The organism is Spongiibacter tropicus DSM 19543 (genome assembly GCF_000420325.1).
GTDB classification, from domain to species: Bacteria; Pseudomonadota; Gammaproteobacteria; order Pseudomonadales; family Spongiibacteraceae; genus Spongiibacter; species Spongiibacter tropicus.
In genome coordinates, this window is sequence record NZ_ATUS01000001.1 from 1612307 (window position 1) to 1637599 (window position 25293).

The following is a 25293-nucleotide window of genomic DNA, read 5'->3' on the forward strand; positions in this document are numbered from 1 at the left end:
GGCACATTAATCAGCGGCAGGTTAAATTGTGTCACTCATCGGTGCTTAGAATGCAGCAATAAAAATGGATATCGAAAAGCATGGGCACGGCCGGTACGCAATTTCCAGCGACTATCTCGTGTCGTTGAGCGAACAGGCCTTTGAACGCGGCATGAACGTCACTAGTCTTCTGCACAACAGCGGACTGGAGACCAGTGTGCTGCTGCGGCAGGACGTCAGTATTGGCCACGAGTCGTTTCTCACGGCGATTGCCAACTTCCACAATATGGACGGAAACCTCTGGTCTGCCTTGGAGGGCGGGCGCCGCATGACACTTTCCAAACACGGTTATCTCGGCTACGCCGCGCAACACAGTCGCAACTTGCTGGAGGCCGCCGACAAGCTCTATCGCTATGTTTCCACGCGGGTTGATTTCATCAGCCTGCAGCGCGGCGGACGCGAGGACCGGGCAGAAGTGCTGATCCTGCCGCGCATTGAGGAAAGCCCCGCTCTGCGCTATATCTGCCTCTGCATCATGGTCTGCCTGGAGACACTGGGTCGCCAAATGATGGGCAGCCGGGCAGAGCAGCTCGCCAGTTGTATTACCATGAAAGGCCCCGCCCCATCGACTCCCGCGCCGCCGCTGCCCGGCAATTCACGTATTGTCTTCGACGCGGATCGATACAGCGTCTCCTGGCCGCTGGAAGTGGTCGACTTTCCCCTCGGCAGTCGCGACGCCGAGCTGGCCAAGCTGGCCGATGCGCGCTGTGAAACTGCCCTGCGGCGATCGCTGGACAGTCAGACATTGACCTCTCGGGTACTGGCCCTGCTTCACCGCAACACGGGCGAGCTTCCCTCACTGGACGACATCGCCGCGCGGCTGAATATGTCCACCGCAACGCTGCAGCGGCGCCTGAAATCTGAGGGCGCAAGCTTCCAGCAGTTGAAGGACCGCTTCCGGGAGGATCAGGCCAGAACCCTGCTCGCCAGCGCGATGAGCATCGAGCAAATCGCCGATCAGCTTGGCTACAGCGACGCCAGCAATTTTGCCAAAGCCTTCAAAAGTTGGACCGGCAGCAGCCCCAGCCACTATCGACAACAGTTGACCAGAGCCGGGGAATAAACGCCCCTAAACCAAAACAGGCGCCCGAAGGCGCCTGTTTCCAAAGAGCTGAGATTCAATATTCTCAGGGGTTATCGGTATACAGCGTGTAGTCACCGCTGCCACTGTAAGACTTTATCCGCCAGCGGTAGGTGCCGCTGCTCCCGTTGTAGGTAATGGTTTCATCCGAGCCATTGGTTTCACTGCTGGCAACGGCCGACCAACTACTGAAGATCAGGAAACCACCCAGCTTCTCCAGTACCAGATCAAAGTCTGCATTCGCCGGTCCTTCCAGCACCGCGTAAAACTCACCGCCATTGCTGTTAAAGCCGCTACTGCTCGGGCTATAGTCAGTATCGTTGCTGCCACTGAGATTGCCACTGCTTTGCTCGCACTCCGGACAGGGGCTGGCACCCGGCTCGAGCAGACTGATCAGCTCACTGGCCGTATCGGATTGCCCTTCGGCGTCGTTAACCTGCAGGCTCACCGTGTAGTCGCCGTATGCGGCATAGCTATGACTAGGGGCTTGTCCGCTCGCCGTCGCGCCATCACCAAAAGACCAGCTGTGCTGGGTAATACCCTGATCGTCCGTCGATGCAGACGCATCGAAGCTGCACGTCAGCGCATTACAATTGTAGGTGAACGACGCGCTTGGTGGGAAATCAGCGCCTTCGCCCTGTGCGATCTGCAACAGCAGATTCGGTGAACCGCTACCGATGCTGCTCAGTTTGTTCGCAACACCACCTTGCAGCAGGCTGGCAAAGACACTGGCCGGACTGGCCGTCGGGGTCTGCGCCAGAATCAATGCCGCCGCCCCGGCAACATGGGGCGAGGCCATGGAGGTACCGCTGATGGTATTGGTGTCACTGTCACTTTGATACCAGGCAGAAGTGATGGACGAGCCCGGCGCAAAGATATCCACGCAGCTGCCTTTGTTGGAAAAGGAAGAGCGTGCATCCGATGCGGTCGTCGAGCCCACCGTCACCGCCTCGGCGACGCGATTAGGCGAACCATTGCAAGCATCTACATTGTCGTTGCCCGCGGCCACCACAAAGGTCACACCCGCGCTGATTGCACCGCGCACCGCCGCATCGAGCGCGTCACTGTTCCCGCCACCCAGACTCATATTCGCCACGGCGGGGGCCTGGTGATTGGCCGCCAGCCAATCCACCCCGGCAATCACCCCGGAGTTACTGCCCGAGCCATTACAGCCCAGAACACGGACGGGATGCACTGTCGCCGCTTTGGCCACGCCGTAACGACTGCCCGCGACGGTGCCCGCCACATGGGTACCGTGTCCGTTACAGTCATCGGTATCGTCGGGGTCTGTGCTGCCGAACAGAAAACCGGAGGACACAAAGTTACGCCCGGCACCGACACGCCCGCCGAACTCGTCGTGGCTGCTGCGGATACCGGTGTCGACAACATAGACATGCACACCCTGCCCATCAACGGAATAGGCGTACTGATTGTCCAGCGGCAACGACGGCTGATCGATGCGATCCAGCCCCCAGGTGGCATTGCTCTGCACCTGAGCGATCGCGACGGTCTGGTCCTGCTCAACCAGTTTGACCAGAGGGTTGTTCGCCAGCAGTGCGGCGGCCTCCGGGCTTAACTTGGCAACAAAGCCGCTGACGGCAGACTGATAGATACCCAGCAATTCACCGCCAACCGTGCCCAGCAGTTGCTCCACCAGTTCCGGTATTGGCAGACCGGAGAGCAAACTGTCTTCGGCCTTCTGCAGGAGGACAATGTACTGGCCGTCGATCGGTTCACCCGCAGCAATGCCATCAGACACCGACACACTGACGTCGCCACCCTGCTGCTCCCCGGCCGCGGGCTGACTGAGGCTTTGTGCCGCGGCACCGCTACTCTCGCCGCCACTTCCACCACCCCCACAAGCACTTATCGTCAGCGCCAGCAGAGTACTCAGCATTACCTTGTTTTTATTCATATTATTAACGTCCTTAAACCAATAGCGTGAAGTCTTATCGACAACAGGAGCCCGGCAGAGCCCAGCGCAGAACTGTAGACAAGCTATTGGGTAAACGACCGTTAACCAATACGTATTCCTAAGGAGCCGCATAGGCGAAATGTCATAAATCTTCCGTTTCGTGACATCGTTCACCACAGCGACGCTCGGCAGCGCTCACCACCGCGCGTAGTGATCCTCCGCCAGCCCCCAAAGTCCGTCCACATGCAGGGTTTCTCCCGGCAGCCTAACCGTGCCGATATAGCGGCCAAAAAACTGACTGAAGTTGGAGGCAATAAAACCCGCATCACGTCGCTCGCTGCGACGTCCAGCGGGTTCGAAAGACAGGTCCAATACGCCGTCCTGGGAGCGCATTCGCCAGCGCGACTCACGATGGTCGCGGTCGAACTCGAACACCACCGTACTGAGCTTGATAAGCTGGTCGTCCAGCCAAAGCGCATTTTCGGTGTAACCGGTGTCATTAACACCGGCAACCAGATTGAATCCTAGCCGTCGACCATCGGGCAGGTATGCCGACAGACTGCCCCAGTTCCAAAAGGTCTCACGGCGCATATAGCCCGCCGTCCAATCTACCGAGCCGAGACTGCGCTGCGCCGCCAGATCGTGATCAGTCCCCTGCCAGTGTACCGTCCCTTTCACCGGCCTCGCGGTGATCTTCTGCGTATACACCCAGCCCTGATAGCCCGCACGGGTGCACAACGCCATCGGAGCGTAAGCATCGCCCTCATCAATATCTGCCTCAATGCGCAGCCCCGAGGCGAGGCTCACCGACACGCGACGCAACCCCCGCTCTGCAGAGATATGCAGGCGGTTAGAGCCTTTGTGGAACACGGCTTCGCCATCATTAGGACGCGTCTCGATGCCTGTCCTGCGCGCCAGTGGCTGGAGAAAACTGAATTCCTCAAATGCGCCGCTCAGCGGCGAGTACGCGTAGACAAAGGCGTTGCTCAACCACTTCAAATCTACAATGGCCAGCCCCACAATTAACTCGGGGCTGCTCAGTGCCACAAACTGAAACTGATTAAATGCAAAGTGTCGGGCAAGCCGTCCCCGGCGCCTGTCCATGGGGCTGCGCAGGTCGCAGTCGCGATAATTGATGTCAGCAGGCGCCGGATCAAATTGACCAAAATGCGGCTGGCCGTTGTCGCCAATCAGCTTTTCCATATCGATATTTTCCTTCCGAACGGCTCAGTGCCAACACTGACGACAAGCACCGGCAAAGCAAACCTATTTCCGCCGACATTAAATGACAGCGGCAACCACTTTAGCCAGCCGTTAGCAAGCATTCACTCTCAAAATCGCGACATTCGACGCATCAAGCCCTACAATGGCTGTTTTTACCCGGTGCGGGATCAAGGAAGACGTCACCGACGACCGCTTTGAAACGATGAGTCGACAGGGTTCATTCATGCTTGGCATTGAACAATTTATTCGACTGCAAACACCCCAGCCGCCGCTGGGGGAGACTCCGTGCTGCCTGGCCGCAGACTTCGACGCCGCCTATTTCAACCCCGCCTTTTTTGACGCCTACGATATTCACTGCCCCGACAATATTGCCCGTGCCGCCAATAAACGGCAGGCGGAGTATTTTGCCGGACGCTGGCTCGCGGCCAAAGTGATGGAAAACTTTGGCATTCGCAACTTCAAGCTCAGCGCCGATACCCGAGGCTGTCCGCAATGGCCCGAGGGCTTGCTGGGCAGTCTCAGCCATGGCGACGACCATGTGCAGTGCTGCGTCGGCGAGCGCAAACACTTTCGCGCCATCGGCATCGACGTTCAGGCACCGATTACAGAAGACGCCGCCCGAAAACTGCAAATGCGCATTCTCTCCAGCGCAGAGCGCGATCTGCTGGCGCAGAGTGAGCTGCCACTGAACACCGCCGTGGCCATGAGCTTTTCTGCCAAGGAGAGCATTTACAAGGCCATCTACCCGATTGTGCGGCGCTATTTTGGCTACCGCAGCGCCGAGCTGATCGCCATTGATGAGGCGCAGCAGTCGCTGCGTTTCCGGCTCGACGCCGAATTGACGGAATTGCCCGGCTGCCCGGCCGAAGTCAGCCTCAGTTACCACTGCCAGCCCGAACGGTTGCGTACCACCTTGCTGCTGAAAACCGGCAGTTGAGCCAACACCGCGCTTGGCCGAGCATTTCTGACATCGTCGAGAATAAAGGAGCCCAGACCATGCAGAACTTCCTCTTCCAGAGTTGTCCCCGCATCGTCAGCGAAGCCGGCGGCCTGCAACGCCTCGCCGACTTTTGCCGCCAACTGGGCATGAAACGTCCCTTTATCGTGACCGACCCCGGGCTCGCCCAACTCGGCCTGCTGCAGAATGTGCATCAGGCGCTGAACGATGGCGGCCTGCCCCACGCCAGTTACAGCGAGGTGGAAGCAGACCCCGCCGAACACATTGTCGAGGCCGCACTGGCCGCTGCCAAAGCCTGGGGAGCCGATGGCATTATTGGCTTCGGCGGCGGCAGCTCCATGGATACCGCCAAACTGGTTGCACTGATGGCGGGCGGCGGCGAGCCTCTCAGCGCGCTCTACGGCGTGGACCAGGCCAAGGGACAGCGCCTGCCACTGGTTCTGATCCCCACCACCGCGGGCACCGGCTCGGAGGTCACCGCCGTAGCGATTGTCACCACTGGCGCCACCACCAAGATGGGCGTCGTCACCCCGCAACTGTTTGGCGATCTGGCCCTGCTGGATGCCGAACTGACCCTGGGCCTGCCCCCTGCGATTACTGCCATGACCGGTATCGACGCGATGGTTCATGCGATTGAGGCTTACACCAGCGCGATCAAAAAGAACCCCTACTCCGACATGCTGGCACGGGAAGCACTCAGGCTGCTGGCAAGCAATATTGAAACCGCCACCCACCGTGGCGATGACCGCGATGCCCGTCAGGCCATGCTGCTTGGTGCCTGTCTGGCCGGGCAGGCCTTTGCCAACGCCCCGGTCGCCGCCGTTCACGCGCTGGCCTATCCGCTGGGCGGCCACTACCACTTGCCTCACGGACTAAGCAATTCACTGATGCTGCCCCATGTGCTTCGCTTCAACGCCGCCGAAGCCGCACCGCTGTATGCGGAGTTGGCCGAATTGCTGGTCGATCCACAGCGCCTGAGCGGCGACAGCGAAAGCCGCTGTGCGCAGTTTATCAGTGACATCGAGCAGTTAATCGCACGCCTTCAGCTACCCACAAAGCTGGCGAAACTGGATGTCCCCGAGGCGGACTTGCCGATGCTTGCCAGCGATGCAATGCTGCAACAGCGCCTGCTGGTCAACAATCCGCGTCCGGTCAGCGAGGCCGACGCGCTGGCCCTTTACCGGGCCGCTTACGCTTGACGGCAAAGGCCGCATCGCCGCTGTCGCCTCGTCATCACAAGGAATAATCATGTCTGAAGATGCCGCCCGCCAGCGGTCGCACTATCGCTGGTTCACCCCCATCACCACCCGCTGGCTGGACAACGATGTCTACGGTCACGCCAACAACGTCAATTACTACGCCTGGTTTGATACCACCGCCAACCGCTACCTTATTGAACATTGCGGGCTGGATATCCACCGCGGCCAGCAGATCGGCTACATCGTGCACAGCGAGTGTTTCTACAAAAAAGCGGTCGCCTTTCCCGACCAGTTAGAGGGTGCGTTGCGGGTCAACCGGCTGGGCAACAGCTCGGTGGAATACGGTCTGGCCATCTTCCGGCAGGGCGAGGAGGCGGCGGCTGCCCACGGCCGTTTTACCCACGTTTTTGTCGACCGCGACAGCGAGCGCCCGCAGGCAATTGAGGGTGAGCTTCGCCGGGGCCTTGAGCAATTACTGGATGCTGACAGCCATGGCTGACCCCCACTTTCGCCCCTGTCGTCCCGGTGATATCGACGCCGCCCTGCCAATGATTATCAGTTCCGGCCCCGAAGCCTTTGGCTATGTTTTTAATGACCAGCGCGAGGATCAACTCGCCGCCTTTCTGCGCCGGGCTTTTCAGGAAAAAGGCAGTGAATTCAGCTTTCAGCAGCATGTCGCCATCGACGTAGGCGGTGAGGTCATGGGCGTTGGCGCCCTGCGTTTTTCCCACCAGACAGCGGGCTTTTCACTTCGCGCACTGAGCCTGATGCTTCGCCACTACGGACTGATCGCGGGACTGCGCACAGCCATCCGCGGACTGCGCACTGAAGCCATCATCAAACCACCACCAAAGAACGTCGCCTATCTTTATCAATTGGGCGTACGTCCCGAGCAACGCGGACGCGGACTCGGCAGGGCACTGATTGCCCACCTGATTCAACGCGCCGAGGACTTGGGCTACCTGCGGATTGGGCTGAGCGTATCGATCGAAAACCCCCGCGCCCAGACGCTGTATGAACAACTGGGGTTTACCGTCATCAGAGAGTACAGCAGCGCGTTGCGCAGCGATTTCGGTCACGTGCCCGGCCAACGCTATATGGAGCTGGACCTGAGCAATACCCGGTAGGAGGACAGATCATGCAACTGCAACGTCAAAATCTTTTGCGTCGCGACAATTACATCGACGGTCAATGGCGCAGCGCCGCCAGCGATCAGCGCTTCAGTGTACTGAACCCCGCCACCGGCGATACCCTCTGCGACGTGGCAGATGCCGGGGCGGAAGACACCCGTCTGGCCATTGCTGCCGCCGATCGCGCACTGCCCGCCTGGCGCAGTAAAACCGCCAAAGAACGCGCCAATCTACTGCGCCGCTGGTTTGAACTGATCATGGCCAACCAGCGCGACCTGGCGCAGATACTCACTGCCGAACAGGGTAAAGTCCTCGCCGAAGCCGAAGGGGAAATCGCCTACGGTGCGAACTACGTGGAGTGGTTCGCCGAAGAAGCCAAGCGCATCGATGGCGATATTATTGCGCCGCCCAGCGGCGACAAAAGGCTGCTGGTGATAAAGCAGCCGGTCGGCGTCGTCGCGACCATTACGCCCTGGAACTTCCCCAACGCGATGATCGCCCGCAAGGTCGCCCCGGCGCTGGCTGCCGGCTGCTGTGTCGTCAGCAAGCCCGCGGCAGAAACCCCGCTCAGTGCGCTGGCTCTGGCGGTGCTGGCAGAGGAAGCCGGCATCCCCGCAGGCGTATTCAACGTGGTCTGCGGCCAGGACGCCAGCGCCATTGGCGGTGAGATGACCGCCAACCCCACCGTGCGCAAACTCAGTTTTACCGGCTCAACCGCCGTCGGCAAACTGCTGATGGCCCAGTGCGCCGATACGGTCAAAAAGACCTCTATGGAGCTTGGCGGCAATGCGCCCTTTATTGTCTTTGACGACGCCGACCTCGACGCCGCTGTCGACGGCGCGATGGCCTCCAAATACCGCAATGCCGGGCAGACCTGCGTGTGCAGCAATCGCATTCTGGTGCAGGACGGCATTTACGAGGCCTTCGCCGAGAAACTGACCGAAAAAGTCCGCGCGTTCACGCTCGGCAATGGCGCCGAATCGGCGACCACCATGGGGCCACTGATCACCCCCGTCGCCTGCGACAAGGTCCGCACACTGGTAGAAGATGCCTTGGAAAAAGGCGCCTCCGCGACCACCGGCGGTCAGCCTTCTGCTCTGGGCGAGCACTATTACGAACCGACGGTACTGCGCGACGTCACCACCGAGATGCGGGTGTTCCGGGAGGAAATTTTCGGCCCGGTAGCGCCGCTGCTGCGCTTCTCCACAGAAGACGAGGCCGTGGCGATGGCTAACGATACCGAATTCGGTCTGGCCGCTTATTTCTACAGCCAGAACCTGGGTCGCATCTGGCGGGTGGGCGAAGCACTGGAATACGGCATCGTCGGCATCAATGAAGGCCTGATCTCCAATGAAATGGCCCCCTTCGGCGGTATCAAGGAATCCGGCAATGGCCGCGAAGGCTCCAAATACGGCATCGATGACTACATCGAAATCAAGTACCTGTGCCTGGGCGGTCTGCGCTGAGTGCTTAGGCCTTGTCCAGCGACGCGGCCACTTGCTCCACGACCCGACGCGCGGCGGGTAAGCCTTGCAGGTAGCTGCAAAATCCGTGGATCTGCCCCGCCTCGCAGTGATAAGCCACCGTATTTCCCGCCCGCGCCAAGGCCTCGGCAAAGGCCTGACCCTCGTCGCGCAGAGGGTCGCAGCCCGCCGTGATCAGCGTGGTTGGCGGCAAGCCTGCCAATTCAGCCCGCAGCGGCTGTGCATAGGGCGACTGGCGCTGCGACGCGGGCAAGTATTGCGCCCAAAACCAGCGCATCTGCTCCCGGCTCAGCAGATATCCCTCGGCAAATTCATGCATGGAATCACTGTCGCAGGCCGCATCGATTGCCGGGTAGAGCAAACACTGCCGCGCGGGTTGCGGGCCACCGCGATCCCGGCACAGCAGACTGGTCGCCACCGCCAGATTTCCCCCGGCACTGTCACCGGCCACCGCAATATTGTTGGTGTCGACGTCCAGCTCCACCGCCTGTGAGGCCAGCCACTGAAAAGCGCTGTAGGCATCTTCAGGGGCCGCCGGAAAGGGATGTTCCGGTGCCAAGCGATACGCCACCGACACCACCAGGGCACCAGCGGCGTTGCACAGCGCGCGGCAAATATTGTCGTGGGAGTCGAGATCGCAGAGGACAAAGCCACCGCCATGAAGAAACAACATCGCCGGACGCGCCGCGGCGGCCGCTTCCGGTGCATACAGGCGAAGGCGCAAGGGCTGGCCATCGCCACCGGCTATTGTTTCCTCCCAGACACGCCCCACCGCTTCGACTTTGCCCTGCGGCATTGTCATCGCCTGGCGAAGGGCCTCAATCGGAAGCTGGCTGAAATCGACCGCCGGCTGACGATTCATGGCCTCGAGCAGGCGCCGCGTTTCCGTATCCATCGTCGTGTTCATGCGCCCTCGTTTTACTCGCAAATCGCCATTTGGAATTGTGGATTCTGGTCGTTTAGCAACTCCTCGGCACGGCGTCGATATTCCCCTTTGAAGTCATCGTGACTGAAGATCCAAAAGCGCTGCTGCTCAACGGCAGCCAACATCAGCGCGGCAAGCTGATCAGCGGGCATCCCCGCCGCGACACCGCTGCGCAGAAAATCATTCAGCTGCCCGGTGGCCGCGTCAGGATCGGATACACCCTGCATGATATTGCTCTGCACCTGCGCCGGGCAGGCGACGGATACGCCTATCTCGGCGCCCTGCTCCTGCAATTCATAGTGCAGCGTCTGGCTCAATGCCACCACCGCATGCTTGCTCACCGAGTAGGCCCCCATGCGCGGCGACGCCAGCAAGCCGGCCATCGAGGCCGTGTTAACGATGTGAGCGGGGCCACCTTGGGCGAGCATTCGCGGGACAAACACTTGAATGCCGTGCAGCACCGACATCACGTTCACATCCATTACCCGCTGCCATTCTTCATATGACGTTTCCCAGCACCGACCGCTGCGCAGCATACCGGCATTGTTAAACAGCAGTTCGACCTGCCCGAAACGCTGGTACGCCAGCTCTGCCAGCGCCGCAATAGACTCACGGCTGGCCACATCCACTGACTGACACAGCAGTTCGCCGCCAATACCGTTTAATTCACTTGCCAGCGATTCCAGACGCCCGGCATCCAGATCGGCCGCCACTACATTCAGACCGCGCTGCGCACAGGCCATCGCCAGTGCCCGCCCGATACCGCTGCCCGCGCCGGTAATCACCGCCGTTTGGCCTGCTGCTAGTTCCATGACTGTCCTCGTTGCTTTGCTGTTATGTGATGACAAGAATGTGCGCCAGACCGCTCACGGGACATCGTTGATATGGACTAATCAACGGTTTTTTCCTCGGGGTATACTGCCGGGAGCTCGGATGGAATACTTGTCCCGACAGGCTGCCATAACAACACTAACCGCCAGTTTGAGCTTACTATGACGCCCGGTCCTCACCAGTCAGACAGCGATATTCTCGACGCGATGGTCGACAGCATTTACGCGGGTATCGACGAGCAACCGCTGTGGCAAACCCTGCTGGACCAGCTCTGCCAGACGCTGACAGCGGATATCAGTTTTCTCATTCTGCGCAAGCCGGTGCCCGGCGACACCGGCCTGTTGCTGAGCCACGGGCTGCCGCCGCATATTTCCCAGTCACCCGCCAATATCTACAGCGAAGGGCTGTATGCCCTCGACCCCTTCGTCAACCTGCCAGAAGGGCAAGTGATGTCGCTGGACGAGCTGATCGCCGGCGACAGCCTGCAACGCAGCGAGTTTTACCAGAGCTGTATGAAACCTTACGGTATAGAGCATATTCTCGGCGCCGACCTGCGCCTGCCAGAGGGCCTGAACGCCAGCCTTCGCCTGACCCGCAGTGACGAGCAAGGCAGCTTTGAACCGGCACAGCGTGCGCTGCTGCAACGGCTGTTGCCGCACCTGCGACGCGCCATCGGCCTCTTTGCACGCCTGCAGCGCATTGAGAGCGAGCGCTCACTGATGGAGCAGACCGTCTCCCAGTTGTCGCTGGGCAGCGTGCTGCTGGACGAGCAGCGCAATGTGCTGCACAGCAACCGCGCCGCGCAAAATATCGCGCTGGAGAATCCGGACATTCTCCACCTCGGTGAGCAACTGTCGATCAAGGTCGACCATCTTGCCGCGCGCTTCCGGCAGTTACTGGAGCGCGCTATCGCCGCCCATCACAGTGCTGAAACCGATGTGGTACAAGCCTTGTCGCTGGGCCGCAGCGAGCAACAGTTACCACTGAATCTGGTGCTTCGCCCACTGCCGCCCGGCAGCTCTATCGACGGCCAGGCACTGCCTGCCGTCGCGGTATTTATCAGTGACCCGGAATACAAATCCCCGGCTCCGGTAGATGTTCTCCAGCAGCTTTATGGCCTTACCCCCGCCGAATCCCGGCTGGCGACGGCATTGGCCGACGGCCTGAGTCTGGACGCCGCCAGTGAGATGCTGCACATCAGCCGCAATACCGCCCGCGCTCACCTGCGAGCTATTTTCGCCAAGACCGGCGTCACCCAGCAGACCATGCTGGTCAGCCTTCTGCTGAAGAGCGTCGCGGCCGCCACCGCCAAACTTCCCTGATCGACGGTCACGCAAAATAGTTGATCTGGACGATTTCGGCTTGCCCCCGCCCTCCTAGCATGGGCTCATCAACACAGCGCTCATCCAAGGTGAAGGCATGACACAACAACAAGATACACGCACTATCATCATCGGCGCCGGCATGGCAGGCATCCTCGCGGCCATAAAATTGCTGGAGCAGGGCAAAACCAACTTTTGTGTTTACGAGAAGGCCGATCGTATTGGCGGTACCTGGCGGGACAATACCTACCCCGGTCTGACCTGCGATGTCCCCTCGCACTCCTACACCTACTCCTTTGAGCCGAACCCGAACTGGACCCGGACCATGCCGCCGGGCGCAGAGATTCAGGCCTACTTTGAAAACGTGGTCGAGAAATACGGCCTGGCGCCCTATCTGCGCTTTGGCGAAGAAGTGACCCGCCTGGACTTCATTGACGGTCGCTGGCAGTTGCAGACCATCAGCGGGCGCCGCGACGAGGCGGACTTTGTCGTCGCCGCCACCGGCGTGCTCCACCACCCTCGCTTGCCGAACATCAACGGCATGGAGCGCTTCAAGGGCGAGCTGTTCCACAGCGCGCGCTGGGACCACAGCGTGCCACTCGACGGCAAACGCATTGCCGTGGTCGGCACCGGCTCCACTGGCGTGCAAATTGTCTCGGCGCTGGCAGGTCGCGCCAGCCATCTCTGCCACTATCAGCGCAGTCCACAGTGGATCATGCCGGTGATCAACACCCCTTTCAGCGAAGAAGAACGCGCCGCCTGGCGACGCGACCCGGCGCTGCTGAAACGCCTGCAACACGACCCGGAGCTGGAAGCCAATATCGAGCGATTCTCGGTAGCCATTACCGAGCCAGACTCCGAAGCCATGCAGCAGATCGAAATGATCGTGCAGCAAAACCTGGAGCAGTCGGTTCGCGACCCGGCGCTGCGCGAGAAGCTGCGCCCTAACTATCGCGCCGCCTGTAAGCGATTGATTTACGCCGATACGTTCTATGAGGCCGTACAGCGCGACAACGTGGAAGTGGTCATTGAGGATGTAACGCAGATAGAGGAAACCGGTATTCGCAGCCCCAATGGCGAGCTTCGCGAATTCGACATTATCGTGCTGGCTACCGGCTTCCAGGCTGATCGCTTCATGCGCCCGATGACCATTACCGGCCGCAACGGCAACACACTGGAAAACGCCTGGGCACAGCGCCCAACCGCCTATATGGCCGTGTCGATTCCCGACTTTCCCAATCTGTTTATGCTGAACGGCCCCAATGGCCCGGTAGGTAACTTCTCATTAATCGAGATCGCCGAGCAGCAGTGGCACTACATCCAGCAGTTGATGGACAAGGTCGAGCAGGGCGAATGCCGGGAAATCTGCGCCAGCGAAACAGCGCTGGCGCAGTTTGACGAGGCCCGCATCGCGGCGGCCAAGCGCTCGATTTTCGGCTCCGGCTGCCAAAGCTGGTATCTGGATGCGCAGGGTGTGCCCGCCACCTGGCCGTGGAGCCGCAGTCACTTTAAAGCCTGTATGCAGCGCCCCGACTTTTCCGCCTACGAACAACATTAAGGGATTCCGACCATGACTACTGCACTTGTCACCGGTGCCAGCTCGGGCATTGGACAGGCCACCGCCAAGCGACTGGCCGCAGACGGCTACCGGGTGATTGCCGCCGATGTTCAAGCTCCCAAGCCCCCCTGGGAAGGCGATGTCCACTACACCGCGATGGACGTCAGCAATCACGACGCCATCAAACAGCAATTGCCGGAACTGGCCACCCAGCATGGCGATATTGATGTGCTGGTGAATTGCGCCGGGGTGGCGAGCTACGGCCCGGCTCTCGGCTTGGATGACGCGGAATGGCAGCGCGTATTGACCATCAACCTCAACGGCAGCCTATGGCTGAGTCAGGCGGTACTGCCGGGCATGCTGGAACGCGGACGGGGCTGCATCGTGCACGTCGCCAGCATCTTCGGCCTGGAAGGCTGCGACAACAATATCAGCTACAACGTCTCCAAAGGCGGCGTAGTGCAATTGACCCGGAGTCTTGCCGCCGATTATGCCCATCGGGGCATTCGCGTGAATGCCGTCGCCCCCGGCCTGATAGAAACGCCCATGACAGCCATGATGAAGGAGAACCCGGAGGGGCATCAGCAGTTTGTGAACTGGCATCTGCAGGCCCGCGCCGGTCGCCCCGAGGAAGTCGCCGGCGCCATCGCGTTTCTCTGCTCCGACGACGCCAGCTTTGTAAACGGCCACGTGCTGCCGGTCGATGGCGGCTTCGGTGCGGGGCGTCGCTTTACGCTCTGAGCAACACGCCTGCAAATCCATTTCCCCGGCCCCGTCATATAACGAAGACATTCGCCAATGACGGACCACCATGCGCCGGGGCCTTTTTGTTTTCACCCATGATCTGCGACTGCATGATCATCCACCGCTTCAACAGCTTGCTCGGCAGGTTGATGAACTGCTGCTCGTCTATTGTCTGGACCCTGACGAGCGACGACCCGGCCGCTATCAGCTCGCCTCGCTGGGCCCACACCGCCTGCGCTTTCTTCGTGAAAGTCTGCGTGACCTGCAGCACCGGCTGGCCACACAGGGACAGCGACTGACCATTCTGGAAGGTCGCCTTGACGAGGCGCTGCCACCACTGATTGCCGAGTATCGCATTGATATCGCTGGCAGCAGCCTGCACAGCGGTATCGATGAACAACGACAGTGGCAGGCCCTACAACAGCATTGTCCGGACTGCCGCTTTATCCAAGGCAATAGCCACAGCCTGTTCGACGCCGAAGCCCTGCCGTTTTCGCCAGCGGAGCTGCCCGACAGCTTTTCAAAATTCCGGCGTCAGGTGGAAGCGCAATCTGAGCCATCGCAGCCTCAGACCAGTATCACCTCGCTGCCGCCACCGCCTGCGGGGTGGCGTACGGAGAGTCATGCCGGTCACAGCGCCGCCATCGCCCAGCGTTTCATCGGCGGCGAGACGGCTGCTCTGGCGCAGCTCGATGTCTATTTCCACAGCGAGCGGCCACAGTCCTACAAAGCCACTCGCAACGCCCTCTGGGGGTGGGAGAATTCCACCAAATTCTCGGCCTGGCTGGCAAATGGCTGCCTGTCGCCCCGACGGCTGTGGGCACAATTAAAGCAACACGAAGCGGAATTCGGCGCCAATGAGTCCACCTACTGGATAGGCTTCGAGCTGTTGTGGCGGGAATTTTTTCACTGCTATGCCCGCCGCTACGGTGTGCGCCTGTTCAACAGCAAAGGCATTCGCTCGCAGGCGCCACTGACCAGCTTTTATCCCGGTCGATTCCGACAGTGGTGCGAGGGCGCCACACCGTATCCCATCGTCAATGCCTGTATGCGCGAATTGAATGCCACCGGATATATGAGCAATCGCGGTCGGCAACTGGTTGCCAGCTGCTTCGTTCACGAACTGGGGCTGGATTGGCGATTTGGCGCCGCCTACTTCCAACACCAACTCATCGACTACGATGTTGCCAGCAACTGGGGCAACTGGCAGTACCTGGCGGGTGTGGGCGCCGATCCGCGCGGTCACCGCCGCTTCGATCTGGATAAACAGGCCCGTCAGTACGACCCGGATGGCAGCTACCGCCGCCACTGGTTGGGAGACGACGCCGACAACAGCTTGCCTCTGGACCATGTTGATATGGTGGACTGGCCGCTGGAGTCCGGTCATGACTGAGGGGATCAGCGTGGTGTGGTTCAAGCGCGACCTGCGTCTCAGCGATCACGCACCGCTGCAGGCGGCCTGCGCATCAGGGCGACCCGTCATACTGCTGTATATCGTCGAACCCATGCTGCTGAACGACCCGCATTACAGCGAGCGGCATTGGCGATTTATCTGGCAATCACTGGAGCAGATCAATGCACAGCTGCGCCCGCTAAATACCCAGCTCTATACCGTGCAGGGCAACGCGCTCTCGGTGCTGCAAACGCTGCATCAGCAGCTGGGCATTCATACGCTCTACAGCCATCAGGAAATTGGCCTGGCCAACACCTTTGATCGCGATCTACGTGTGGCCGCCCGCTGTCGCGAGCTCGGCATCAACTGGCAGGAAAGCCCCTATGCGGCAGTCATTCGCGGTGCCCGCGACCGGCGGCAATGGGACCGGCACTGGCAACAGGTGATGCGTCAAGCACTGGCCACCCCCGATCTGGAGAGGGCCCGCTTCAGCGCCCTTCCGCCAGCATTGCTCTCGCAGCAATGGCAGCCGAGCGACCCTACGAGGCGTCCACTGGACACCTTTCAACACGGTGGGCCGTTCGCCGCACAACAGACACTGCACAGTTTTTATGACGGGCGCGGACAGGACTACTACCGCTCTTTATCGAACCCCTCGTTGAGTCGGGAAGCGTGTTCGCGCCTGTCACCCTATCTGGCCTGGGGCAACATCAGCCTGCGGGAGAGCTACCAGTTTCTGCTTCAGCACTGGCAGCGTCCCGGCTGGCGGCGCAGCCTCAGCGCCCTGTCGTCGCGACTGCACTGGCACTGCCACTTCATCCAGAAATTTGAAAGTGAATGTGAGATGGAAAAGCGCCCCATTAACCGCGCTTACCAGGGTTACCCATGGCGACATGACACGCGCGTCGAAGCAGATGTCACCGCCTGGGCGCAGGGCCGCACCGGGTACCCGCTGGTCGATGCCTGCATGCGCTGTCTGCATGCGACGGGCTATATCAACTTCCGCATGCGTGCCATGCTGGTGAGCGTGTTGTGCCATCATCTCAATATCGACTGGCGCCACGGCGCCGCTCACCTCGCCCGTTTGTTTCTCGATTTCGAGCCGGGCATTCACTACCCCCAAATGCAAATGCAGGCTGGCGTGACCGGCATTAATACCCTGCGCATCTACAATCCGGTGAAACAATCCCGGGAGCAGGACCCCGACGGCCACTTTATTCGGCGCTGGTTACCCGAACTGTCTTCGCTGCCCACCGAGGCTATCCATCAACCCTGGCTTATCCCGCCCCTCGAGGCACAGATGCTCGGCTTTCGGCCGGGCGAAGACTACCCCCTGCCAATTTTTGACCTGTCAGAAAGTGCAGCTGCCGCGCGTGAACGGCTCTGGCAGTGGCGCGGACGCGCCGAGGTTAAGCGCGAAGCCCAGCGCATTCTTCACCGTCATGTGCGGCCCGATAACGGCCGTGGCGATAGCCGTCGTCGTGATAACCGTCGCAGTGCAAACACAGGGAGACATCGCGCATGAGTGGCTATCAACGCCTGAGATTGATCCTTGGCGACCAGCTCAATGCCAGTCACAGTTGGTTTCGGGAGAACAACCCCCAGACCCTGTATGTGATTGCCGAGATGCATCAGGAAACCCGCTACTGTCGACACCATATACAGAAGCTTTGCGCCTTCTTTGCGGCGATGGATGCCTTCGCCCGCGCACTTCAACAAGCGGGTCACGAGGTGCTGCACCTCACACTGGATGATACCGTCGACGACCCGGACTTCCCCGCACTGCTCTCGAGACTCTGCCGCGACTACGATATTCGTGAACTGGAATACCAGCAGCCGGACGAATACCGCCTGGCCCAGCAGCTCGCCGAAGGCCACCTGCCCGACGGCGTAGAACGGCGCGTGGTCGATAGCGAACATTTCCTGCTGCCATTCGAGGAAATCCCGGACTACTTCCGTCCGGGTAAGGCGCAGAAAATGGAGTTCTTTTACCGCAAACTGCGGCGACGCTTCGGCATTCTGATGGACGGTCCCAACGGCGACGAACCCCGCGGTGGCCGCTGGAACTTCGACAGCGAGAACCGGCAATCCCTGCGCGGCAGCGATCTGGCCGAGATACCCGAGCCACTGTGTTTCAACAACCCTGTGAAGGCGGTACTGAACCGATTGCAGCGGCACGACGTGCAGAGTATTGGCAGCGCTGCCGATCCACTGCCCTGGCCTATTAGTCGCCAGCAATCACTGGCGCTGCTGCGCTACTTTTGCGATGCCTTGCTCCCCAACTTCGGCCGTTATCAGGATGCGATGACGGGCCACAGTCCTCATCGCTGGAGCCTCTATCACTCGCGGCTGTCGTTTGCGATGAACGCCAAGCTACTGTCACCCGCCACGGTGATTAACGCCGCCCTGCGCGCCCACGAGGCACGGCCTGAGGCCATTAACCTCGCGCAAGTCGAAGGTTTTATTCGACAGATACTCGGCTGGCGGGAGTTTGTTCGCGGGATTTACTGGGCCAATATGCCCGACTATGCCGAGAAAAATGCCCTCGGCGCGCACGCGTCACTGCCGAGCTGGTATTGGGACGGCAACACGCGAATGCGATGTCTGCAGCAGTCCATCACACAATCACTGGAGCATGCCTATGCCCACCATATTCAACGCCTGATGGTTACCGGCAATTTCGCGCTGATGGCCGGGGTCAACCCCGACGAGGTCGACGCCTGGTATCTGGGCATTTATGTCGATGCCATTGAATGGGTCGAGTTGCCCAACACCCGCGGCATGAGCCAATACGCTGACGGCGGTCTGCTGGGCAGTAAGGCCTACGCCGCCAGCGCCAACTACCTGCAGAAGATGAGTGACTACTGCGGTGACTGTCACTACCACCCCAAGGAAAAAATCGGCGAGCGTGCCTGTCCCTTCAACAGCCTGTACTGGGACTTCATGCTGCGACACCGGGAAAAATTCAGCCGCAACCCGCGCATCGGCATGGTCTATAAAAATTGGGATAAGATGGAGACTGGACGCCAGCGCGCCATTCTCGATCAGGCGCACTGGAACAAAGGCCACCTCAACGAGCTGTAAACACCGGCAGCTCTGAACCCGGAACGCCGCAATGGAAGACACTCAAATTCGCGACCAGCTTGCGCTGGAGCGCACTCATCTGGCAAACGAACGCACCGTACTGGCCTATTTGCGTACCGCCCTGGCCTTTGTCGCCGCGGGTGCCGCCATTCTCCATTTCTACCCCGACCGTCCGCTGCTGGTGACTGGCGCCGCCGCGCTGATCGGCAGTGGTGCCCTTATCGGGATATGGGGTGCGCGACGTTTTTTTACCGTTAGAAAGCAGCTAAATAGCTAAGCCCAAAAGAAACCAGCAAGCAGCGCGGCGATGGCAACCGTGCTCAAACTACAGCGCAGGCCGGTATACCAACGCGGCAAACCGTAGCGATAAAAACGCAGCAAATCATAGGCCCATAAGGTTGCCAACAGCACGACCAGCGTCAGGTAGGCCTGGGGCATCGGCATCCACACTACCAGGGTCAAGGCCAGCGCCGCCAACATTCCCAATAGCGCGTCCTGAAAACGCGGCGGGGAGAAGGTGCCTCCCCACAGTGTTCCCGCCATGAAGCCGGTGATGGCGATACCGTAGCTGTGCAGCAAGGCCTGCCCACTCAGCCCCATCCAGCTTCCGCCAAGCAGTGTCAGCCAGGCGGCCGCCAGGAACGGTAAGGCCCCCAGTGCCCCTGCAACAATATAGGCCAGTGATGATTCCGCCTTGCGCATTGCTCGTCTCCAGAAGGGTTTTCCGGTTTACGAACAATGCCCCACTAGCCGATTAGCCGCAGGGATGACCGCTAGCGATACGGCACTTTCTGGAACAGCACATCAGTCAATTGCAGGGTGCCCAGCGGACGCTGGTCAAAGTTCAGGCGCAGCGAACTCAGCGCATCAAGATTGACCTCGGCATCGTGGATCACTTTGGCATCAAGCCGGAACGGCAGCATATTGATAATGGTCTTGGCGCCGGTATCTCGCGCCGAAATGGTCAAACCGGGCGGAAAATACAGCGCATCACTGTAGTCGCTGGCCAGCAGTGTGACCGAATCGCCATCGGTATCGGTGAGACTGAGTGTCAGGTCTTGCCCCAGCAGGTTTTCCGGCGTGGCACTCACCCCCATGCGCAGCGTCAGGAAGTCCATATCGCTAACATCCAGGCCCTCGGCCGGCAGCGAGTACTCAATAGATGCGGCGTTGCCAAGGTAGTTGAAAAAGACCTGCGGTGCCTTCGAGATGGTGGCCGGGGCCGGACAGCGATCGGTATTCATGCCGGTCAGATCTTCGAGGCTACCGCCATTGGGTTCACACCAGCCCGTAAACAGGAAGCCATCAAAGGTATTACTGCCGAAGGCATTCATGGTGAGTGAGGCATCGCTGAGTGTGTCGTCGACCACTATCAGGTTTTCGCGCGATTGATGAAAGGACAGATGCACTTGCTCGTCGCAGCTCTGCACACCTTCGGGGCAGGCGCTCTCCGGCAACTGCTCCAGCGCGCTCCAGTAACCGGCGAACTGGGTTTCACCGCCGGCAAAAAGGCGCAGGAAACTGCTGATCAGAAATTCACCGCCCCGGCGCTGGTCTGCCCGGCTCAGACGACCACTGCTGGGCACCCCCTCTGTACAGTAGGGGTCGAACACATTGAGCTGGGCGTCGTCGTTAAACCAGAAGTCGTTGTAGTAGTTGTGGTTCGCTCCCATCACCGTGAGCATGAACTGGGGCTGCGCCACATCATTCTCGTTATAACGGACGTTATCGTACATATACACGCCGTGGAGGGTGGAGACATCGCCATCACAATACGGCGACAGGGTGGCCCAGGCGGTATTGAGCGGCAGCTCGGAGTCGAAATCGGTCGGGGCCAGCGAAAACACCGCCTTGATACTGTGAGGCTGGTCAAAATCGCCGCTGCGCCGAAACTGCGGATCCTGGTTATAGGTAATGGTTTTTGCCACGCCATTGCCACCGCGAGAATGGCCCATTAAACCAATGTTCGACAGGTCGACGACATCGAGCAACTCGCTGAAGTCATTGCCGTTTTCGTCAAGGTGATACACCGAGTCAGGCTGCTGGGCAATGTCCCGGAAAATATCCAGGTGATGGAGAATCACTTCGGCGCGAGCGGTGATGCCCTGATCATTGGACGCGGAATCCTGCGCATTGATATCGTTCACGTCGATAGAGATCACCACATAGCCGTGGGAAGCCAGGGTATCCGCGATGTAGTCATAACCCTTGTCTGAGCGAATCGGCAGCAAGCCCTCTGACTCGCAGTCAGTGCCCGACGATTCGCTGCCCTCAGCGTCACCCGTGGTAGAGCAGGTGGAATGCCGGCCGTGCTGAAACAGGATCAGCGGGAAGCCCGCCTCCGGCAGCTCGGTATCGGCGTCGATCTGCGGATAGTGGATCACCCCGAGGATATCGACCGGATCAGTAAACTGATCGACGGTGCTCCCGTTGCTGTCATCAATATTGCGGGTCGCCATGACCGGCGCATAACGGTAATCCAAAGGACCGACGACGGCATAACTCCCCGTGGTATCTGCATCCGGGGCCACGGTATCAAAACGGGTTTCGGAGAAACTGGGCGGTTCTGGCTCCGGTGCCGGAGGAGCCACCACATCACCGCCACCGGGCGACGAGCCGCTGCTGGAACCCCCGCAGGCCACCAAGCCGCTAATCAGGAAAACACTGGCACAGAGCTGCCGGGAAAATCGTAAAAGTTCAATAGAAGCCATCATTCACACTACTCACATACATCAGTGGATAATCGGCATTGGCGGCGTTCCAGCTCTCCCTGCACAGGAAAACGTCACAAATACGCACTCGTGAGACGTAATGCAGAATCGATGCCACTTTTTATCGGCAGCGGATTTGCGGCAGCCCCCAGAAAGCGGTAATTTGCCGCCTTTTCCAGCGCAATATCCGGTACACTCTCCCGCATGGACTCTCAACCTCAGAACGCAGAATTGCCCTTCGACAACAGCCCTCAGTTTCGACTGAAAGCCGGGCTGTATCCGCTTACCCAGCTCGATATCAGCCATTATGAGTACAGCCGCTTTGACGAGCAGCTACGCGCCAAGGCCGCCGAAGCCCCCGCGTTTTTCCAGCACACCCCGGTGGTACTGAATTTTGAGCCTTATGGCGACCAGCTAGCGCCGCCACTGCGGGAACTGGCAGCCCTTTGTCAGGAACACGGATTGATTCCGGTCGCGATATCGAGTCGCGACGAGGCGCTTCACGCAGCCGCCAGGGAAGCCGGACTGGCCATTCTGTCGGTGGGCCGCGCTGCCCGCGAACCCGCCACAGATCCCGCGCCCAAAGCCGAGGCCCCCTCGGCTCCGGCACCCGAGCTTGCGGCAACCAAGCCCACCCGGGTCATCGACACGCCCATCCGCTCCGGCCAACAGGTCTACGCAGCCGGTGGGGATCTGATTGTGTTGTCAGCGGTGTCGGCCGGTGCGGAAGTACTGGCTGACGGCAATATCCATATTTATGGCGCTTTGCGCGGCCGGGCACTCGCGGGTGTAAAAGGCGACACTTCTGCACAGATTTTTTGTCAGAGCCTGGAAGCTGAGCTGGTGTCGGTAGCAGGCACCTTCATGCTGGACGAAGACTTGCGCGAGGCACATTGGAAAAGCGCCCGGCGTATTCGCCTGAACGACCAGACGCTCGATATTCAGCCACTGAACTAATTTCATCGACAACAAGCACCGGGAACACAAGCCCGGAAATAAACGAAAGGGGAACTGTTTTGGCCAAAATCATTGTTGTGACCTCCGGCAAGGGCGGTGTGGGCAAGACCACTACCAGCGCTGCGATCAGCAGTGGGCTGGCATTGCGCGGCCACAAAACCGCTGTCATCGACTTCGACATTGGCCTGCGCAACCTCGATATTGTGATGAACTGCGAACGTCGTGTGGTCTACGACTTCGTGAACGTCATCAATGGCGACGCCACGCTTCGTCAGGCACTGATCAAAGACAAGCGCGTTGAGAACCTCTACATTCTCCCCGCCTCGCAGACCCGCGACAAAGATGCGCTGACCGTGGAAGGTGTGGAGAAAGTCCTGAAAGACCTGGACGCCGACGGCTTTGAATTTATCATCTGCGACTCTCCCGCCGGGATTGAGCACGGCGCATTTATGGCACTGTATTTCGCCGATACAGCCATTGTCGTCGCCAACCCCGAAGTCAGCTCGGTGCGCGACTCGGACCGCATTCTGGGCATTCTGCAAAGCAAGTCGCGTCGCGCCGAAAACGGCGAGCGCGTGGAAGAATGCCTGTTGTTGACCCGCTACAACCCCGACCGCGTCGCCAAGGGTGAAATGCTGGCAGTGAGTGATGTGGAGGAGATTCTCGCCACCAAACTGCTGGGCGTCATCCCCGAATCGGAAACTGTCCTGAAAGCGTCCAACCAGGGGGTGCCGGTAATTCACGACGCCCAAAGCCCTGCTGGGCAAGCTTACAGCGACGCGGTGGCTCGCCTGCTCGGTGAAGAAGTGGAACAGCGCTTTATTCACGCCGAACAGAAAGGCCTGTTCAAGCGCTTGTTCGGGAGGACCGCATGAGCATCCTGGACTTCTTTCGCAGCAGTAAAAAAGAAAGCGCGGCGGTCGCCAAAGAGCGTCTGCAAATTATCGTTGCCCACGAGCGCAATCAGCGAAACCAGCCCGATTACCTGCCCAAACTGCAGCAGGAATTGCTGGAGGTGATTCGCAAATACGTGGAGGTGAATCAGGATCAGGTGGAAGTGGCGTTGGACAACAACGGCAACTGCTCCGTACTGGAACTGAACATCACCCTGCCCGATCGCTGAGCGCGGCGCCCTCAGGGCGCCGCTGAGAAATTCTGCAGGTAAGGGTTTGCCGGATTGCGCTGCACACGAATATAGTCGTGCTCCGTCATTGCATGGCAACGGTTGCAGCCTTCCAGAAGAGCATCGAAAGCCTTATCCGCACGCGGCAGGTCACCGGCATCCAGTCCCGCGATCAGTTTTTTAAGCAGCGGAGACAAGGTGCTGGTGGTCAGCCTGCCGACGGGGTAGTCGCTGTAGCTGTCGATCTGTCCCACTGCAGCAATCGCCCCGCCCAGTTCATGGGCATAGAAATCGGCAAGCAGCGCGTTTTCAGCGTCCAGCGATAGCTGCAGCTTGTGAGCAAAACGCTGCATATCGCCCATCAAGCCCACCAGATGGGGCGACTCATCCGTCTCGGCCAGTGCAGCGCCAGCCAGCCAAAGACCGACAACCAGACCTATTGCGCGACGTTTCATACTTAGTACCCTTGTTGCGATTGAGTCTCATTGTAGTTCAGCAATCGCCGGTGCTCACTGCGACATATCGTCGCGCGCCGCGCCGTCGGGCAGCATACCCATCTGCCGCGCACGCTGCTCCCAGCGCTGGCGGGCAAACAACTGAAGATCCTCGACTTCATCCGTTTCGTCGGTAATTTCCATACCCAACAGGGTTTCCAGCACGTCCTCGGTAGTCACCACACCGTGGACTTCGCCGTATTCACCGACAGCAATCGCAATCTGCCCGCCGGGCACCAATACCTTTTTGATCAGGCCACGCAGCGGCAGTATTTCCGGCACGGCCAGCAGCGGCCGCTGCAAGGCGTCGACCTTGGTGCCCGGCTGGTCGATGGCGGCCCTCAGCAACTCGTCTTTGCGCACAAAGGCATAGATATTATCGGGCTGATCCCGGTAGATGGGGATTCGCGAATAGGGCAACTGCTGGTGCTGTGCCAAAACCTCTTCCACCGTCAGCTCGCCATTCAGGCAGAATATCACCGTGCGCGGACTCATAATGTCGCGCACCTTCATATCGCCAAAGTGCAACAAGCTGCGCACCACCTGTGCTTCGCGCATAGAGAACACACCCTCGGCAGCGCCCAGCTCTGCCAGTGCGGCAAATTCCTCGCGACTGACTGAGCCCTCGTCCGCGCGCCGACTGAACAGTTTTGTGATCCACTGACTCAGCCACACCAGTGGCGCCATTAAACGCTGCACCACCGATAGAATCGCCGCACACGGTGCGGCCAGACGACGCCAGTGAAGCGCTCCCAAGGTTTTGGGGATGATTTCGGAGATAACCAGAATCAGCAGGGTCAGCACCGCCGAGATAATACCGAAGTAGAGTTCGCCAAACAGCTTGGTCGCCTGAGCCCCGGCACCGGCAGCGCCGACGGTATGAGCAATGGTGTTCAGGCTGAGAATGGATGCCAGCGGTTTATCAATATCTTCCTTGCACTGTTTCCACCACTGGCCATTGCGACGCCCGGCCGCGATTTCGCTGGCGATGTAGGAAGCGTTGACACTCAGCAGCACCGCCTCCAGCAAAGAGCAGAGAAACGATGCGCCAAGCGCGACGGAGATGTACAACAGCAACAGTGCCATAGTGAACGTATCCAGTACCCGAAACAGGCATCACT

At 59.7% G+C, this 25293-nt stretch carries 24 protein-coding genes; 16 read left to right on the forward strand and 8 right to left on the reverse strand.

Annotated features, from left to right (window positions below; all coding sequences use genetic code 11):
- Nucleotides 1-64 precede the first annotated feature (64 nt).
- On the forward strand, nucleotides 65-1102 hold the full coding sequence (locus G411_RS0107500) for an AraC family transcriptional regulator (RefSeq protein ID WP_022958566.1): 1038 nt from the start codon (nucleotides 65-67) through the stop codon (nucleotides 1100-1102).
- Nucleotides 1103-1166: 64 nt separating this feature from the next.
- Here the strand turns inward: G411_RS0107500 and G411_RS21835 are convergent, their stop codons facing one another.
- Both G411_RS21835 and G411_RS0107510 read right to left on the reverse strand, forming a co-directional pair.
- Nucleotides 1167-3035 (reverse strand): S8 family serine peptidase, encoded by a 1869-nt coding sequence (locus G411_RS21835; protein ID WP_022958567.1) that lies wholly within the window; start codon nucleotides 3033-3035, stop codon nucleotides 1167-1169.
- A gap of 195 nt (nucleotides 3036-3230) precedes the next feature.
- Entirely contained in the window at nucleotides 3231-4238 is a 1008-nt protein-coding gene (locus G411_RS0107510) for a DUF2804 domain-containing protein (RefSeq protein WP_022958568.1), read from the reverse strand.
- Nucleotides 4239-4401: 163 nt separating this feature from the next.
- Between G411_RS0107510 and G411_RS21365 the strand changes: the two genes are divergently transcribed.
- From G411_RS21365 to G411_RS0107535, 5 genes are read left to right on the forward strand one after another with little or no spacing between them, the layout of a single operon-like run.
- Nucleotides 4402-5196: a 4'-phosphopantetheinyl transferase family protein gene (locus G411_RS21365; protein WP_022958569.1), complete on the forward strand. Its 795-nt coding sequence runs from the start codon at nucleotides 4402-4404 to the stop codon at nucleotides 5194-5196.
- 59 nt (nucleotides 5197-5255) lie between these two features.
- Complete coding sequence (locus G411_RS0107520; protein WP_022958570.1) at nucleotides 5256-6416, forward strand: iron-containing alcohol dehydrogenase; 1161 nt, start codon at nucleotides 5256-5258, stop codon at nucleotides 6414-6416.
- 49 nt (nucleotides 6417-6465) lie between these two features.
- Nucleotides 6466-6915, forward strand: a complete 450-nt coding sequence (locus G411_RS0107525; protein WP_022958571.1) for an acyl-CoA thioesterase — start codon at nucleotides 6466-6468, stop codon at nucleotides 6913-6915.
- Nucleotides 6908-7543 (forward strand): GNAT family N-acetyltransferase, encoded by a 636-nt coding sequence (locus tag G411_RS0107530; protein ID WP_028968245.1) that lies wholly within the window; start codon nucleotides 6908-6910, stop codon nucleotides 7541-7543. The genes G411_RS0107525 and G411_RS0107530 overlap by 8 nt, the downstream gene beginning before the upstream one ends.
- Before the next feature lie 11 nt (nucleotides 7544-7554).
- The gene (locus G411_RS0107535; protein ID WP_022958573.1) at nucleotides 7555-9012 is read left to right on the forward strand and encodes an NAD-dependent succinate-semialdehyde dehydrogenase; all 1458 of its coding nucleotides are present in this window, start codon (nucleotides 7555-7557) and stop codon (nucleotides 9010-9012) included.
- 4 nt (nucleotides 9013-9016) lie between these two features.
- Here G411_RS0107535 and G411_RS0107540 read toward each other — a convergent pair whose 3' ends face one another.
- Both G411_RS0107540 and G411_RS0107545 read right to left on the reverse strand, forming a co-directional pair.
- The gene (locus tag G411_RS0107540; RefSeq protein ID WP_037508431.1) at nucleotides 9017-9937 is read right to left on the reverse strand and encodes an alpha/beta hydrolase; all 921 of its coding nucleotides are present in this window, start codon (nucleotides 9935-9937) and stop codon (nucleotides 9017-9019) included.
- Nucleotides 9938-9948: 11 nt separating this feature from the next.
- A complete protein-coding gene (locus G411_RS0107545; RefSeq protein ID WP_022958575.1) occupies nucleotides 9949-10767 on the reverse strand; it encodes an SDR family NAD(P)-dependent oxidoreductase in 819 nt (272 codons plus the stop codon).
- 180 nt (nucleotides 10768-10947) lie between these two features.
- Between G411_RS0107545 and G411_RS0107550 the strand changes: the two genes are divergently transcribed.
- The 7 genes from G411_RS0107550 to G411_RS0107580 all read left to right on the forward strand — a co-directional run bounded on the left by G411_RS0107550 (nucleotide 10948) and on the right by G411_RS0107580 (nucleotide 19164).
- Complete coding sequence (locus G411_RS0107550) at nucleotides 10948-12108, forward strand: helix-turn-helix transcriptional regulator (RefSeq protein WP_022958576.1); 1161 nt, start codon at nucleotides 10948-10950, stop codon at nucleotides 12106-12108.
- 97 nt (nucleotides 12109-12205) lie between these two features.
- Entirely contained in the window at nucleotides 12206-13666 is a 1461-nt protein-coding gene (locus tag G411_RS0107555; protein ID WP_022958577.1) for a flavin-containing monooxygenase, read from the forward strand.
- Nucleotides 13667-13678: 12 nt separating this feature from the next.
- Entirely contained in the window at nucleotides 13679-14407 is a 729-nt protein-coding gene (locus tag G411_RS0107560) for an SDR family NAD(P)-dependent oxidoreductase (protein ID WP_022958578.1), read from the forward strand.
- A gap of 70 nt (nucleotides 14408-14477) precedes the next feature.
- The gene (locus tag G411_RS0107565; RefSeq protein WP_022958579.1) at nucleotides 14478-15803 is read left to right on the forward strand and encodes a DASH family cryptochrome; all 1326 of its coding nucleotides are present in this window, start codon (nucleotides 14478-14480) and stop codon (nucleotides 15801-15803) included.
- Entirely contained in the window at nucleotides 15796-17328 is a 1533-nt protein-coding gene (locus G411_RS19715) for an FAD-binding domain-containing protein (RefSeq protein WP_022958580.1), read from the forward strand. Before G411_RS0107565 ends, G411_RS19715 begins: the two co-directional genes overlap by 8 nt.
- On the forward strand, nucleotides 17325-18887 hold the full coding sequence (locus tag G411_RS0107575) for a cryptochrome/photolyase family protein (RefSeq protein WP_022958581.1): 1563 nt from the start codon (nucleotides 17325-17327) through the stop codon (nucleotides 18885-18887). The genes G411_RS19715 and G411_RS0107575 overlap by 4 nt, the downstream gene beginning before the upstream one ends.
- 31 nt (nucleotides 18888-18918) lie before the next feature.
- Nucleotides 18919-19164, forward strand: coding sequence for a DUF202 domain-containing protein (locus tag G411_RS0107580; RefSeq protein WP_022958582.1), 246 nt, complete (start codon nucleotides 18919-18921; stop codon nucleotides 19162-19164).
- On the opposite strand, the gene G411_RS0107585 is transcribed toward G411_RS0107580, so the two are convergent.
- Together G411_RS0107585 and G411_RS0107590 are read right to left on the reverse strand one after the other, a co-directional pair.
- The gene (locus G411_RS0107585; protein WP_022958583.1) at nucleotides 19161-19589 is read right to left on the reverse strand and encodes a DUF3429 domain-containing protein; all 429 of its coding nucleotides are present in this window, start codon (nucleotides 19587-19589) and stop codon (nucleotides 19161-19163) included. The genes G411_RS0107580 and G411_RS0107585 overlap by 4 nt on opposite strands.
- 71 nt (nucleotides 19590-19660) lie before the next feature.
- Nucleotides 19661-21601, reverse strand: a complete 1941-nt coding sequence (locus G411_RS0107590) for an alpha/beta hydrolase (protein WP_022958584.1) — start codon at nucleotides 21599-21601, stop codon at nucleotides 19661-19663.
- Between the two features lie 201 nt (nucleotides 21602-21802).
- Here G411_RS0107590 and minC point away from each other — a divergent pair, with 201 nt between their 5' ends.
- Genes minC through minE form a run of 3 tightly spaced genes read left to right on the forward strand, consistent with a single transcriptional unit; the run spans nucleotide 21803 to nucleotide 23678 of the window.
- The gene (gene minC / locus G411_RS0107595; protein WP_022958586.1) at nucleotides 21803-22555 is read left to right on the forward strand and encodes a septum site-determining protein MinC; all 753 of its coding nucleotides are present in this window, start codon (nucleotides 21803-21805) and stop codon (nucleotides 22553-22555) included.
- 59 nt (nucleotides 22556-22614) lie between these two features.
- Complete coding sequence (gene minD / locus G411_RS0107600; RefSeq protein ID WP_022958587.1) at nucleotides 22615-23430, forward strand: septum site-determining protein MinD; 816 nt, start codon at nucleotides 22615-22617, stop codon at nucleotides 23428-23430.
- Nucleotides 23427-23678, forward strand: coding sequence for a cell division topological specificity factor MinE (gene minE / locus G411_RS0107605; protein ID WP_022958588.1), 252 nt, complete (start codon nucleotides 23427-23429; stop codon nucleotides 23676-23678). Before minD ends, minE begins: the two co-directional genes overlap by 4 nt.
- 11 nt (nucleotides 23679-23689) lie before the next feature.
- Here minE and G411_RS0107610 read toward each other — a convergent pair whose 3' ends face one another.
- The gene (locus G411_RS0107610) at nucleotides 23690-24133 is read right to left on the reverse strand and encodes a hypothetical protein (RefSeq protein WP_022958589.1); all 444 of its coding nucleotides are present in this window, start codon (nucleotides 24131-24133) and stop codon (nucleotides 23690-23692) included.
- A gap of 54 nt (nucleotides 24134-24187) precedes the next feature.
- Nucleotides 24188-25258, reverse strand: a complete 1071-nt coding sequence (locus tag G411_RS19720; protein ID WP_022958590.1) for a CNNM domain-containing protein — start codon at nucleotides 25256-25258, stop codon at nucleotides 24188-24190.
- Between the last annotated feature and the right edge of the window lie 35 nt (nucleotides 25259-25293).

Bases quoted from the DNA above. Each gene is read 5' to 3' on its own strand.
- G411_RS0107550 (WP_022958576.1), top strand. From the start codon at position 10,948: ATGACGCCCGGTCCTCACCAGTCAGACAGCGATATTCTCGACGCGATG.
- G411_RS0107520 (WP_022958570.1), top strand. From the start codon at position 5,256: ATGCAGAACTTCCTCTTCCAGAGTTGTCCCCGCATCGTCAGCGAAGCC.
- G411_RS0107540 (WP_037508431.1), bottom strand. From the start codon at position 9,937: ATGAACACGACGATGGATACGGAAACGCGGCGCCTGCTCGAGGCCATG.
- G411_RS0107535 (WP_022958573.1), top strand. From the start codon at position 7,555: ATGCAACTGCAACGTCAAAATCTTTTGCGTCGCGACAATTACATCGAC.
- G411_RS0107575 (WP_022958581.1), top strand. From the start codon at position 17,325: ATGAGTGGCTATCAACGCCTGAGATTGATCCTTGGCGACCAGCTCAAT.
- G411_RS0107565 (WP_022958579.1), top strand. From the start codon at position 14,478: ATGCGCCGGGGCCTTTTTGTTTTCACCCATGATCTGCGACTGCATGAT.
- G411_RS0107510 (WP_022958568.1), bottom strand. From the start codon at position 4,238: ATGGAAAAGCTGATTGGCGACAACGGCCAGCCGCATTTTGGTCAATTT.
- G411_RS0107530 (WP_028968245.1), top strand. From the start codon at position 6,908: ATGGCTGACCCCCACTTTCGCCCCTGTCGTCCCGGTGATATCGACGCC.
- G411_RS0107500 (WP_022958566.1), top strand. From the start codon at position 65: ATGGATATCGAAAAGCATGGGCACGGCCGGTACGCAATTTCCAGCGAC.
- minE (WP_022958588.1), top strand. From the start codon at position 23,427: ATGAGCATCCTGGACTTCTTTCGCAGCAGTAAAAAAGAAAGCGCGGCG.
- G411_RS0107580 (WP_022958582.1), top strand. From the start codon at position 18,919: ATGGAAGACACTCAAATTCGCGACCAGCTTGCGCTGGAGCGCACTCAT.
- G411_RS0107555 (WP_022958577.1), top strand. From the start codon at position 12,206: ATGACACAACAACAAGATACACGCACTATCATCATCGGCGCCGGCATG.
- G411_RS0107610 (WP_022958589.1), bottom strand. From the start codon at position 24,133: ATGAAACGTCGCGCAATAGGTCTGGTTGTCGGTCTTTGGCTGGCTGGC.
- G411_RS0107590 (WP_022958584.1), bottom strand. From the start codon at position 21,601: ATGATGGCTTCTATTGAACTTTTACGATTTTCCCGGCAGCTCTGTGCC.
- G411_RS19715 (WP_022958580.1), top strand. From the start codon at position 15,796: ATGACTGAGGGGATCAGCGTGGTGTGGTTCAAGCGCGACCTGCGTCTC.
- minC (WP_022958586.1), top strand. From the start codon at position 21,803: ATGGACTCTCAACCTCAGAACGCAGAATTGCCCTTCGACAACAGCCCT.
- G411_RS21365 (WP_022958569.1), top strand. From the start codon at position 4,402: ATGGCTGTTTTTACCCGGTGCGGGATCAAGGAAGACGTCACCGACGAC.
- G411_RS19720 (WP_022958590.1), bottom strand. From the start codon at position 25,258: ATGGCACTGTTGCTGTTGTACATCTCCGTCGCGCTTGGCGCATCGTTT.
- G411_RS21835 (WP_022958567.1), bottom strand. From the start codon at position 3,035: ATGAATAAAAACAAGGTAATGCTGAGTACTCTGCTGGCGCTGACGATA.
- G411_RS0107525 (WP_022958571.1), top strand. From the start codon at position 6,466: ATGTCTGAAGATGCCGCCCGCCAGCGGTCGCACTATCGCTGGTTCACC.
- G411_RS0107560 (WP_022958578.1), top strand. From the start codon at position 13,679: ATGACTACTGCACTTGTCACCGGTGCCAGCTCGGGCATTGGACAGGCC.
- G411_RS0107585 (WP_022958583.1), bottom strand. From the start codon at position 19,589: ATGCGCAAGGCGGAATCATCACTGGCCTATATTGTTGCAGGGGCACTG.
- G411_RS0107545 (WP_022958575.1), bottom strand. From the start codon at position 10,767: ATGGAACTAGCAGCAGGCCAAACGGCGGTGATTACCGGCGCGGGCAGC.